The 11,980-nt window shown below is 37.9% G+C and carries 10 protein-coding genes and 1 pseudogene; 1 reads left to right on the top strand and 10 read right to left on the bottom strand.

Annotation, left to right across the window (positions count from 1 at the left end; translation table 11 throughout):
• Positions 1-141: 141 nt before the first annotated feature.
• Positions 142-957: pseudogene (locus tag ACED20_RS11990) on the top strand (IS256 family transposase); the annotation flags it as partial.
• 18 nt (positions 958-975) lie between these two features.
• Here the strand turns inward: ACED20_RS11990 and ACED20_RS11985 are convergent.
• From ACED20_RS11985 to accC, 10 genes are all read right to left on the bottom strand, one after another.
• Complete coding sequence (locus ACED20_RS11985; protein ID WP_378104778.1) at positions 976-1,398, bottom strand: transposase; 423 nt, start codon at positions 1,396-1,398, stop codon at positions 976-978.
• Between the two features lie 132 nt (positions 1,399-1,530).
• A complete protein-coding gene (locus ACED20_RS11980; RefSeq protein WP_378104776.1) occupies positions 1,531-2,340 on the bottom strand; it encodes a DUF6492 family protein in 810 nt (269 codons plus the stop codon).
• An 11-nt stretch (positions 2,341-2,351) separates the two neighbouring features.
• The gene (locus ACED20_RS11975) at positions 2,352-3,491 is read right to left on the bottom strand and encodes a glycosyltransferase family 4 protein (protein WP_378104773.1); all 1,140 of its coding nucleotides are present in this window, start codon (positions 3,489-3,491) and stop codon (positions 2,352-2,354) included.
• Complete coding sequence (locus tag ACED20_RS11970; protein ID WP_378104771.1) at positions 3,492-4,739, bottom strand: glycosyltransferase family 4 protein; 1,248 nt, start codon at positions 4,737-4,739, stop codon at positions 3,492-3,494. It abuts the gene before it with no gap.
• Between the two features lie 23 nt (positions 4,740-4,762).
• Positions 4,763-6,040, bottom strand: a complete 1,278-nt coding sequence (locus tag ACED20_RS11965) for a glycosyltransferase family 4 protein (protein ID WP_378104769.1) — start codon at positions 6,038-6,040, stop codon at positions 4,763-4,765.
• A 1-nt stretch (position 6,041) separates the two neighbouring features.
• On the bottom strand, positions 6,042-7,034 hold the full coding sequence (locus tag ACED20_RS11960; RefSeq protein ID WP_378104767.1) for a hypothetical protein: 993 nt from the start codon (positions 7,032-7,034) through the stop codon (positions 6,042-6,044).
• Positions 7,035-7,112: 78 nt separating this feature from the next.
• Complete coding sequence (locus tag ACED20_RS11955; protein WP_378104764.1) at positions 7,113-8,066, bottom strand: hypothetical protein; 954 nt, start codon at positions 8,064-8,066, stop codon at positions 7,113-7,115.
• A 24-nt stretch (positions 8,067-8,090) separates the two neighbouring features.
• On the bottom strand, positions 8,091-9,095 hold the full coding sequence (locus tag ACED20_RS11950) for a glycosyltransferase family 9 protein (RefSeq protein ID WP_294330635.1): 1,005 nt from the start codon (positions 9,093-9,095) through the stop codon (positions 8,091-8,093).
• Positions 9,095-10,345: an ornithine--oxo-acid transaminase gene (gene rocD, locus ACED20_RS11945; protein ID WP_378104761.1), complete on the bottom strand. Its 1,251-nt coding sequence runs from the start codon at positions 10,343-10,345 to the stop codon at positions 9,095-9,097. The genes ACED20_RS11950 and rocD overlap by 1 nt, the downstream gene beginning before the upstream one ends.
• A 214-nt stretch (positions 10,346-10,559) precedes the next feature.
• Positions 10,560-11,915, bottom strand: a complete 1,356-nt coding sequence (gene accC, locus ACED20_RS11940; protein ID WP_294199287.1) for an acetyl-CoA carboxylase biotin carboxylase subunit — start codon at positions 11,913-11,915, stop codon at positions 10,560-10,562.
• Between the last annotated feature and the right edge of the window lie 65 nt (positions 11,916-11,980).

Raw genomic sequence — 11,980 nt, 5'->3', positions numbered from 1 at the left:
GCATGTCTAAAAAAGATTTCTATTATTTATTTAATTCTATTGAGAATAATTTGACAATTTTGCCATAATACCCAATATTCCTGATTTTAAGGTGTTTTTTCATGGTCTTTATCAAGCCTTCTGAAGAAATTAAAGGTCCCTTTTGAAATATCAACCTCCGCCATTTCCAAAATCACCAATGCCGTTGCAAAGGAGTTCGTTAGCTGGCAAAGCCGTCCTTTGGAAGATTTATATCTCATTGTCTGGATGGACGGAATCGTATTCAAAGTTCGTGAAAACTCCAAAGTCATTAACAAAACCATCTATTTGGCAGTAGGATTAAATCGTGAAGGGAAAAAAGAAGTTCTTGGAATGTGGCTCGGCAAGAATGAAAGTTCGAGCTTCTGGATGAGTGTTTTAACGGATCTTAAAGCACGTGGTGTGGAGGATATTCTCATCACCGCTACCGATAACTTAAACGGGTTTACCCAGACCATCCGTTCCGTCTTTCCTGAATCTCAAACCCAGATCTGTGTAGTCCATCAAATCAGAAATGCCTGTAAATATGTGGTCTGGAAGGACAGAAAAGAATTTTCCGCCGATATGAAACATATTTACACCGCTCCTACAAAACAGGCTGCTCAAGCCGCTCTAAATGATTTTGCAGAAAAATGGGAATCCAAATATTCTTACGCCATCAAATCCTGGAGAGATAATTGGGATGAATTGACCGTATTTTTTGAATTTCCTCTGGAAATCCGTAAAATCATTTACACCACCAATTTAATCGAGAATCTCAACGGTAAAATCCGAAAATACACCAAAAACAAAATGTCTTTTCCTACGGATGATGCGGTCTTAAAATCGGTTTACCTTGCTTTAAAAGAAGCCACTAAAAAATGGTCGATGCCGATTCAGAACTGGGGTATTGTTCTCAACCAATTTATGCTTATTTTTGAAGAAAGGCTCAGATTATAAAATCAAAGCCCTAACTTTTTAACTTACACACTTTATGGGAGAGTGTCTTTCAAAATCATATAACTCTTTCACCTGTTCTTCAATATCGCTCACACTCATGCCTTTGGCGTAGAAGGAGATAATAATATTCTCCAGGCCTTCGATGATGTTATGTCTTTTGGGCACCAACACGGGCTCAAAACTACCTGCCCGGTCTCTGGGAACCTTGATTTCACTCTCTCCGAAAGAGGATTTTATTTTCTTGTTTCCATGGCCGTTTCGGTAATTGCCGTCTTTGGTCTTTTCATGTTTTTCATTGTCCAGATGAGCATCAAGTTCTGCTTCCAGCATGTGTTCAACTGCACGTTTGTGCATCTGTTTGAAGAAAGTGGTTAAATCTTCTCCATTCTTAAAGGATCTGTAGAAATCCTTGTTGTTTAATAATTCTTCTTTGTCGATCATAACTATATAGGTTAAAAATAATAAAAAGTTATTTCCGTAAAATTTTCTGAGCTGTAAGGGCTCAAAATTTTCCAGAATAACTTTTTAACTTACACAGTTAGTGAGACACTACCAAATATTATTTTTTTTCAATTAAAAGAATCTAATTTTCTTTCTTATTTTCCAATTACTTTGGAAAATAATACCTAGATATATCTTTTTTAATCTGTCGATATTGTGAAATTTTTTTTCTAATTTATACTGTTTTTCATAATGATATACTTTAAAAAAACCTTCAATCGGATAGATATCGATTAATCTACTTTTTAAAAGATATTCTCCATATATAACACATTCCGATGGAGAGGTCACTTTATCGATTTCATTGAAAAAATCTACAAAAGTTTTGTTTTGTTGTTTTAAATAAACTTCTATAAAATGACTCCATACCTTACAACTCCAAAGATAAGGAGAAGGGCCATAATCCCATTCTTTCCCCTTATTTCCGAATAAAGGTCGGGTTGCTCTTAATGCTTCTTTAAAGAAAATATTTTCAGAGTCCAGACCTATATTTTCCATTGTTTCTAAAAAGGGCTTTGATTCATGCATTATGGTATATGGGGTGCTTTCATCATACATAAAATCCGAGTAATAGAAATTTTTAATAAACTCTGAATCAGAATCAATGCATAAATAATTTTCGCATATATTTAGTTTATAAACGTGAGATTTAACTATTTGTTGATACCTCCATCCATCTTTATTATCTGCATTAATAATATCAGAATCTTTATAAATATCATACTCTTTCAACTTATTTTTAAAAAAATCAAAGTCTTCATCATTAACAGAAATAACAACAGGAATATCATCTTCATTGTACTTTTCAATTGAATGTATGAGTTTTTTAACCCTTTCAAAATCTGGCCGATATGTTTTAATAAATAAAATTAGGGAATGCATTTGTATATTATTTAATTTATTATATCATTCCAAAGTTTAAGAGTTTTATTTTCAGAAAAATTATTTTTAAAATAATCTTCAGCCCGGTTTCTCATAGTCTCGTAGTAAGCTCTATCCTGTAGTAGTGCTATGATGTAGTCCTTGAATATTTCCGGATCATTATTCACTAGACATCCATTGTCTAATTTCGAAGAAAAGCCGTCAACAGCCCTTTCCGTTCCTACCACAGGAAGTTTATAAGATAATGCTTCTACAACTTTTATTTTTATACCAGTTCCTTTGATCATAGGGCAGATGGCTATTCTGCTTTGTGTGTAATAACTACTGAGATCTTCCGCAAAAATAATTTTGGTTATATTTCTATAATCAGGGACATGTTTGCAAACCCTTCCTACTATACATATTTTTATAGTTTCCGAAAGCAACGGCAAAACGTTCTTCAAAAACCACTGTATTCCTTCTATATTAAAAGGGTTGTCTGAACCTGTAAAAATAAGATCGTATTGCTTTTCTCTATTTTCATCAATAAAGTTTTTTGGGAAACTCGGTGGGATATTGACGACCCGATCTCCTAAAAAGCTTTTAAAAACAAAAAACTCCTCATTGGAAATTGTAACTATTTTATCAAATTTGGATAAGTTGTTTATTTCTTCATTAAATCGTCGGCCAACATCTAATGATTTGTTTTTATAAAATTCATTTAATGTAATCCAATCATGAGTATCTACAATTTTAAGACAATTTTTCATAGAGTTTGGATCTAATAAACCCGCCCAGAATTCATAATTAATGATAAGAACATCGTATTTCTTTTTGTTAAAAATATCTCTGAATTCTTTTTTAGTAAAGTCTGTTAATGACTGATTGGATGAGCTTGGTTTTTTATAAGCTTTTAAAATTTTATATTTCCAATATTCTATTGTTGTTTTTTTCTTAGGAGGTCTGGGCGATATGAAAAATAAATTGTCGATAATTTTTTCATCAAAATCATTAGTGTCTTGCATATCTTTATAAATATGCTTTACTCCAACCAGATCGATGCTATGTCCTAGTTTTTTTAGAATAGCAAGGGTGGTTTTGGCCCGCGTTACATTTCCGGCTCTGTTCGAAAATGGATTTTCCGGGAAAAAAAATAAAATCTTTTTTGACATTTATAATGTTTTAATGGCTGAATTGAATGTATTGATGATAGAATCCCAGGAGTAGTTTTCCAGCACGTAGTTTTTTGCCCTGCTTCCTTCGGCTGCAGATTTCTCCGGAGTCAGGGTAAGATAATAAAGAAGGGCTTCCGAAAATTCAGTATTGCCGGAAAAGCTTTTCCCGGTTTTGCTTTTTTCAATATGGTCATGTAAAACCTCACAGTTTCCGTTAACGATCACCGGAACTTTCAGCAGCATGGCTTCCAAGGTGATTAGCGAAAGGCTTTCGTAGAATGAAGGCATAATCAGGGCTGCGGCATGGGTGAGCAATGCGTTTTTTAGGGCATGATCCACAAATCCGGTGAGAATGATATCTTCGCCCTGGGTGATTTTTTCATCCAGCGTATTTTTACCGGCCAGCACCAGTTTGAGGTCACGGTATTCAGGATGTTCTTTTTTGAAGTTCCTGAAATAATCGATCATCATCACACAGCCTTTGTCTTCTACAATTCTTCCCACATAGGCAAAGTATTTTCCGGCAGAAAGATTTTCCGGTAACGGACCAGCAGTGGGATCATAATCATCAAATCCGATCCCTGCGATTCCTGAATGGATGTTTTTTGTTTCAGGATAGACCTTTTCCACAAGATCCTTTTCGGTTTGGGTATTATAGATGATGAATTTCGGCAGGGAGAACAGCGTTTGATAACCTTCAAGATAAAACTGGGGCTCATCATGCGCTGTCGGGATCAGTATGCTTTTTTCGGGTATTTCCTGAATCCCTATATTGGTAGGATGGTACAGATAAGTGAAAAAAACAAAGGCTTTGTAATCCTCTTTTTTTTCTTTGATAAAATGAATCAAGTCTGCAGAAAAAGGCCCCTGTGTTTCCAGCCATTCGTTAAAATTAAATCCTTCTTTATTATATTTTTTTCTCTTGTACAAAAGATAGGCAAAATTCAGCGGAGTCAGTTTGCGGGTACTGTATTTACGGATATTCCGGACTGTCTTACTCAGCTTATTGAATTTCTGAAGATCTTTTTTCAGGGTTTTAAAACGCCTGATTTTAATTCCGTTAATATCTTCTGCACCTTCCGGATAGTAATTATCCCAGAATTCATATTCAATTGCACAGGTCGTCAGGACTTCCACCTCATAAAGGGAAGAAAGCTTTTCAGCCAGAAGCTTCGCATGAAACTCTGCTCCTCCGTTGATCCCCGGGCCGTATCTCTGGACAACTATGGCAATTTTATCTTTCATATAATAACGTTATTGAAGCTGTATTATCTTCCTTTTATCTTCTTTAAAATTTCGTTTACCTTTTTTCTGGCTTTATTATACAGTCCTTTTTCCAGGTATTTTACCCGTTTTTCTAAAATCTTGTTTTCACTTATAATTTTAAGCAGATTGTTTTGTGCTTCAAAATCATTCCTTTCCGTGAGGATTTTATTTTCAATAATATCAAGTCTGGTTTTCATCCGGTTGCCGATGGCTTCTAAGGAAAAATAAGTCTGGATGTCTTCCTTTGCCTTCCGCCCGGTCTCTGCAGCATGCTCCTGATTTTCGAATACGAATTTCATCAGCTCAGCAGCGTGATCCGTATCCGGTTCAGACCAATAATTGTTTTTTGGCAGAACGCTTAAATCTACTTCATGCTTAAGCATTTTATATTTAACCAGAAAAGAATTGTTGACATGCGTAAAATCCAAATTACCGGAATATGCTGTTGTAATCACAGGTTTTCCTAAAGCCATTGCTTCCGCTATCGTAAGGCCAAACCCCTCTGAACGATGTAAGGAAATATAGCAGTCGGCTTTGTTCATCAGCGATAGTAATTCCGGCCTGCGCAGCATTTCCTCTTTATAAATGATGCTTGTGTTATTTCCGATCCTATCCATAACCTTTTTCTTGGATTTTCCGTGTTGATTGGAAAGAGAGGTTTTCAGGACCAGCTTTACTTTTTCGTTGTTGAGTCCGAAAGCTTTCTCATAAGCATCAATCAGCCCGATAGGGTTCTTCCTTTCAATTAAGCTGTTATAGTCGAAAACAAACAGAAAATTAAAACAATCTTCTGATAATCCCGTTTCGAAAGCCGAATCAATATCTGCTTGTTTTATGTCAATCGGATGGGGGATGTTTACCACAGGAATGGGCGCTTTCAGCGACATGGAATCCAGGCAATACCTTGAGCACGTCCATATTTCATCATAAAATTTAAAATATTCGGCATACACATCCGGAAATTCTTCCATTTCCCATGCCCAATACCCGATGTTGTATTTTCCCTGGAAATAATCGGTCGATTTTTCCTGGATGAAACTTAGGATGGCATCAATGTTCAGGTGTACAATATTTACCGGATAATTGTTGATGTTATCCTCAAAACTCACCGAGGTATCATTAAGACGGTTTCTTACGTTTTGGTTAAAATTAATTGGTTTTGCAGGAACTCCTACTTTTTTAAGTGCATTCAAGTTATTTCGGATTGCTTCTCCGAATCCGATTTCGGCATTAAAAAAGCCAGACATATTTACGCCAAATATCTCTTTATTGTTGCTCATATCAATTAATTTTAAAAATTTCTTTTAATTTTTTCTCAAACAAAGCTTCTTCTCCCAAAACCATTTCTCTATAAACTTTAAAATGAGAAATATGGTTCGGATAGTCTTTCAGGACGGATTTTATTTTGCTGATGATTTCAGGAATCCGGTCTTCCCGGAAATCGAATTTATAGCCCTCAGGAATCATCAGGTCTTCATAATAGGCTGAAGAGCCGTTTCTGCCGGAAATGATACAGCAATCTTGGGATACCGATTCCCTGAGCATCTTATCTCTTCCGGGGTTTTCTCCGAAATCTACGTACAGGAGCGATTTCGACATGATATCTTTTATTTGGGCAGCATTCATGTCCTGGATCGGGATCCATTCCAATTCTGGAGAAGCCTGAATAAGTGCGGCAATTTCCTTCTTCCCTTTTTTCGGGTTATAAAGGATGGTTTTATCGTTCAGATCTTTGGACACAGGCTGGCTGCTTTCCGTAAAAATAGGATTGATATAATCGCAGACATAATCGATCTGGTTCTCAGGAATCCCGTGATTCTTCAAATAAATTCCGGACCGGAAAGACTGTGCCCATTGAAAAACATTCGGAAGCGGTTCAAAATGGTATTCCTTGTCCTTTTGCTGATAAAACAATTTGGTGAAGAAACTTTGTTTCCTGATTCGGTAATCCATTAATATTTTATAAAAATCAACACTGAGCCACCAGATGATTTTCTGGCTTTTAGGATATTTTTTAACCAGGTATGTCATCGATTCCGGAATGATCAGAATATTTTCCTCGTTGTCTTCAAATGAGCTGATTTCAAGGGTTTTATAAACATCATAGTTCTTTGCTTTGGCATGGCTCCTCTGCGGGACATAATGCATATACACATTTTCATAATTCAGCTCATAAAGCTTGTTCGACAGCTGATGCAATGCTTCCGGACCACCTGTGACTTTTCTTGGAGGGCAGAATATGATGATACGGGAAGTATTTTTATAGGAGATCATAGGAAACTTGTTAATGATGGAAAGCGCTTATCGTTTGATGATGCTATAATATCAATTAATTTTCAAAATTACAATTTATTACTCTACCAATTCATCCACCCAGTTATCAATTAGGTATTTATTGAAAATTTCTTTCGGAATTTCAGTATAGGGCGTAGTAAAAAAAGAAGCGGGGATCTGAATGTTGTTGATGTCTTTAATAACAAAGATGTTTTCGGGATTGTAAAAATCATAAGTCACGATGTCTGTATTGGTCGTGATTAGTTTCTTTTTTAGCCCCATGCCCTCAAAAATCCGGAAACTCAGGCCCTGCTGCCCGGCTCTGCTTACATCAAGGATGATCTCGGATTCTTCCATGAAGGCATTGATTTCCGAAATAGATAGGGGAAGGTTTACGAATTCAAGATGAGGTTCGCTGTTTTTTTTAGGCTTAAAAACAATAATTTTACTCTTGATCTCCATCCGGTAAAGTGCCTTGGCGATTTTCTCTAAAACAGAGAACCTATTGTCGTAAGAACTGATATTAAATACCTGATATGTAGAAGATGAACGAACTTGCTCTGCCGTCTTGTAAATAAAATTCGTTTTAAAAGCCAGATTGTATTTTTTACAGTCTTTCTTTTCAAATGAAAAAACCTTATCAAATAAGGAAAGTATCTTTTTGGTTTTCGGATACCGGTTGATGGAATCGCTGATAATAAAAACAGATCGGCGCGATTTTTTATTGATGGCCTGTATGGTTTCAGGGGATAAAAAATCTGCTTTTATATAAATAGAAGTATCTATCGATTCTAAATCCTGTATTTCTTTCAGGATAATTTCGTTGTAATGGATATGTTTAAGGTTGGAAATACCTAAGTTTTTAGTGAAAAAATTTAAAGCTTTATGTCTGAAGCTGGGGTATTTATATCGGAAACTGTGGAAATTGATATGTTTTACCGTGAAAGATTTTCTCTCCAGTGCATCGGCAATATATTGATTATACCCCCAATTGTCATAGGTAATCAGCAGTATATTTTTCTTTTCTTTCATCTCTGTTTTTTCTTTGTAATCAAATTACTTTAATGTTTTATCTAAAAATTGTTCCAGATCTTTCTTTAAAAGTGAGGGCTTAAAATCCTCATAGCTATCCGAGCCTTCCACAAAACTGCTGACATGCAGGAACCTGTCTGTTTCGGGATTGCTGCTCCAGGCCCAGTCCGAAAGCTGGATGTGAGGAGAAAAGATGGTGAAAGTGGGAATATTCAGTGCTTTGCTTACGTTTGTTGCACCACCTTCATTTCCGATAAGGCACCGGCAAAGGCTGGTAACCGCTGCAAATTCCCGCAGATCATTCGTATCGAATTGCTGTACGATCGATTTTTTTGTTTCAGCGGATACTAGGTGAAGTAGCTCTTCAAAAAGTTTCTTCTGAGAAGGAAGATAATTGCAGAGAATTTTTGCATCAGGCTTATATCCTGCAATGTAATTCAGCAGTTCAGCCATGTACTCTACAGGGTAGGTTTTCTCCTCCGAGCTTCCGAAGGTGCTGATCATAATTAAATGATCATTTTCAAACAACCCGTATTTTGCCAAAACTTCATGGGCATTCCTGATTTCCTCATCCGTCAGGTAAACTTTGGGAAATGCTTCTTGAAAGGGGATACCTAAAGGCTCCAGCAGCAGCAGCCGGTGTTCAATACCCAGTGTCGTGTTCTTTGATTTTACCTTTTTATCTCTTTTTACCGGATCATTATAAAAAAACTGAGTATAATTTTTAAAAAAGCCGATCCGTTTTTTCGCTCCGGAAAAATACGTGATGAGCGCCGTCTCAAGCTTTGAATAAAGATCGATTACCAGATCGAATTTTTCAGACCTGATTTCAGATAAAGTATTCATCAGGCTATCTTTAAAAAAGATTACCTGATGGATGTAAGGATTGCCGATTAAAATCTGGGCATATCGCTCTTCCAGAAGAAAGCTGATTTCAGCTTCCGGATATTTTTCTTGTAAAAGAGGCAGGATTGTACTCGTAACAAGTACGTCTCCCATGAATTTTTTCTGTATGATTAAAATCTTCATTAATTTTTATATTCCAGCACCGTCTTCTCAATAATCTTTACACAGTCCGTCAGCTGCTCTTCGGTAATGACCAACGGCGGTGCAAGTCGGATGATGTTTCCATGCGTAGGCTTGGCAAGAAGTCCGTTTTCTTTCAGCTGGAGGCAAAGATTCCAGGCGGTGGAACTGTCAGGCGTATCGTTGATTAAAATGGCGTTTAACAAACCTTTACCTCTTACTTTGGTAATCAGGTCCGTCTTTTCAATCAGTTTATCAATTTCAGAACGGAATAATTTTCCTAATTCTTCCGCTCTCTCGGAAAGTTTTTCTTCTTCTACAACATCCAGAGCAGCAACCGCAACGGCACAGGCAATCGGGTTTCCTCCAAACGTAGAACCGTGCTGCCCCGGCTTGATAACATTCATGATCTCATTATCAGCGAGTACTGCCGAAACGGGATACATTCCCCCGGAAAGGGCTTTTCCTAAAATCAGGATATCCGGTTGTACGTCTTCATGGTGACAGGCGATCAGTCTTCCCGTTCTTGCGATTCCCGTCTGTACTTCATCGGCAATGAAAAGAACGTTATGCTTTTTACATAATTCGGAAGCATTTTTCAGGAATCCGCCGTCCGGAACATATACTCCGGCTTCTCCCTGGATAGGCTCTACTAAAAATGCAGCAATATTTCCAGCTTCTCGGCTTAAAACTTCTTCCAGCGCAGTAATGTCGTTGTAAGGAATTTTAACGAATCCCGGGGTAAATGGTCCGTAATTTTGGTTAGCATCCGGATCGTTGGAGAAAGATACAATGGTGGTAGTCCTTCCGTGGAAATTATTTTCGCACACTATGATTTTCGCAGCATTTTCAGAAATACCTTTCACTTCATAGCTCCATTTTCTGGCTAGTTTTACGGCCGTTTCCACCGCTTCGGCGCCCGAGTTCATCGGAAGCACTTTATCGAAGCCGAACAGGGTAGTGATCTTCTGCTCGTACTCGCCCAATTTAGAATTGTAGAAAGCTCTTGAAGTAAGCGCCAGTTTCTGAGCCTGCTCTACCAATGCTTCTACAATTTTCGGGTGAGAATGTCCCTGGTTGACAGCAGAATAAGCCGAAAGAAAATCATAATATTTCCGTCCTTCCACATCCCATACAAAAACACCTTCTCCGCGGTCCAGAACGACGGGAAGTGGGTGGTAATTGTGGGCACCGTGCTTATCTTCAAGTTCAATAAAATATTGTGAGTCTTTTACTGTTTCTGCTGTTGACATAAATTTAGGTTTTCGGCAAATTTAAACAATATAAATGACATGAATAAAACAGAAATCTACTGGAAATTTTTCTGAATGAAGTACATTTTGTAAGTTCTGCACGATGGATCAGAGATTATTGCTGATCCACGTTAAAAGTTGCAGGTTTAATATCTTTTTCAGTATAAAAAAACCGCTCCAAAATGAAGCGGTTTATATCTTATATCCAATAATCTTAGTGATTATCGTATTTTCTGTCCATTACAAAATCCTCCATGAATTTTGTCGTGTAGTTTCCTGCCAGATAATCCTCATGATCCATCAGTTGTCTGTGGAACGGAATGGTGGTTTTCACGCCTTCAATATAGAATTCCTCCAGAGCTCTTCTCATTTTGGCGATCGCTTCCTCACGCGTTTGAGCGGTCGTGATCAGCTTGGCAATCATAGAATCGTAGTTGGAAGGGATCGTATATCCTGAATAAACGTGGGTATCTACTCTTACGCCGTGTCCGCCCGGGATATTCAATCCTGTGATTTTCCCCGGAGACGGTCTGAAATCCATATAAGGGTCTTCCGCATTAATTCTGCACTCGATGGAGTGAAGCTTAGGATAATGGTTGATTCCAGAAATCGGTGTTCCCGCCGCCAATAAGATCTGTTCTCTGATCAGGTCGTAATCAATTACCTGCTCGGTGATCGGGTGCTCTACCTGGATTCTGGTATTCATTTCCATGAAATAGAAATTCCGGTGCTTGTCTACAAGGAATTCAATGGTTCCCACACCTTCGTATCCGATAAATTCTGCTGCTTTCACGGCGGCGTCCCCCATTTTCTCACGAAGCTCGTCCGTCATGAACGGAGAAGGGGTTTCTTCCGTTAACTTCTGGTTTCTTCGCTGTACGGAACAATCTCTTTCAGAAAGGTGGCAGGCTTTGCCGTATTGGTCACCCGCAACCTGGATCTCGATATGTCTTGGCTCCTCGATCAGTTTTTCCATGTACATCCCACCGTTTCCGAATGCGGCTACTGCTTCCTGAATCGCAGATTCCCAATGGTCTTTCAGGTCTTCAGCCTTCCATACCGCCCGCATTCCTTTTCCACCGCCTCCTGCAGTTGCTTTGATCATTACCGGATACCCGATTTCTTCAGCTGTTTTAGCAGCAATTTCATAAGATTCGATCAGGCCGTCAGAACCTGGTACACATGGAACGCCTGCTGCTTTCATGGTTGCTTTGGCATTGGCTTTATCTCCCATTTTCTCAATCTGCTCAGGCGTGGCACCGATAAATTTAATACCGTTTTTCTGGCATATTCTGGAGAAGTTGGAATTCTCTGAAAGGAATCCGTAACCTGGGTGAATCGCATCTGCATTAGTAATTTCAGCTGCTGCGATAATGTTAGGGATTTTCAGGTATGAGTCTTTACTCATAGCAGGACCGATGCAAACCGCTTCGTCAGCAAACCTTACATGAAGGCTGTCTTTATCCGCAGTAGAGTATACCGCAACGGTTTTGATCCCCATCTCTTTACAAGTACGTAAGATACGCATTGCGATTTCGCCACGATTGGCTATTAATATTTTTTTGAACATCTCTCCGAAATTTTAAATTATAAATTTTGAATTTTAAATTATTTTAAATGAAAAAGGATTCATCT

Origin of the sequence: Chryseobacterium sp. sg2396, from assembly GCF_042610505.1 — a bacterium.
In the GTDB taxonomy this organism is placed as follows: Bacteria; Bacteroidota; Bacteroidia; order Flavobacteriales; family Weeksellaceae; genus Chryseobacterium.
This window is presented reverse-complemented; position numbering and strand designations above follow the sequence as displayed.

Bases quoted from the DNA above. Each gene is read 5' to 3' on its own strand.
- ACED20_RS11955 (WP_378104764.1), bottom strand. From the start codon at position 8,066: ATGAAAGAAAAGAAAAATATACTGCTGATTACCTATGACAATTGGGGG.
- ACED20_RS11985 (WP_378104778.1), bottom strand. From the start codon at position 1,398: ATGATCGACAAAGAAGAATTATTAAACAACAAGGATTTCTACAGATCC.
- ACED20_RS11975 (WP_378104773.1), bottom strand. From the start codon at position 3,491: ATGTCAAAAAAGATTTTATTTTTTTTCCCGGAAAATCCATTTTCGAAC.
- ACED20_RS11960 (WP_378104767.1), bottom strand. From the start codon at position 7,034: ATGATCTCCTATAAAAATACTTCCCGTATCATCATATTCTGCCCTCCA.
- ACED20_RS11950 (WP_294330635.1), bottom strand. From the start codon at position 9,095: ATGAAGATTTTAATCATACAGAAAAAATTCATGGGAGACGTACTTGTT.
- ACED20_RS11965 (WP_378104769.1), bottom strand. From the start codon at position 6,040: ATGAGCAACAATAAAGAGATATTTGGCGTAAATATGTCTGGCTTTTTT.
- rocD (WP_378104761.1), bottom strand. From the start codon at position 10,345: ATGTCAACAGCAGAAACAGTAAAAGACTCACAATATTTTATTGAACTT.
- ACED20_RS11970 (WP_378104771.1), bottom strand. From the start codon at position 4,739: ATGAAAGATAAAATTGCCATAGTTGTCCAGAGATACGGCCCGGGGATC.
- accC (WP_294199287.1), bottom strand. From the start codon at position 11,915: ATGTTCAAAAAAATATTAATAGCCAATCGTGGCGAAATCGCAATGCGT.
- ACED20_RS11980 (WP_378104776.1), bottom strand. From the start codon at position 2,340: ATGCATTCCCTAATTTTATTTATTAAAACATATCGGCCAGATTTTGAA.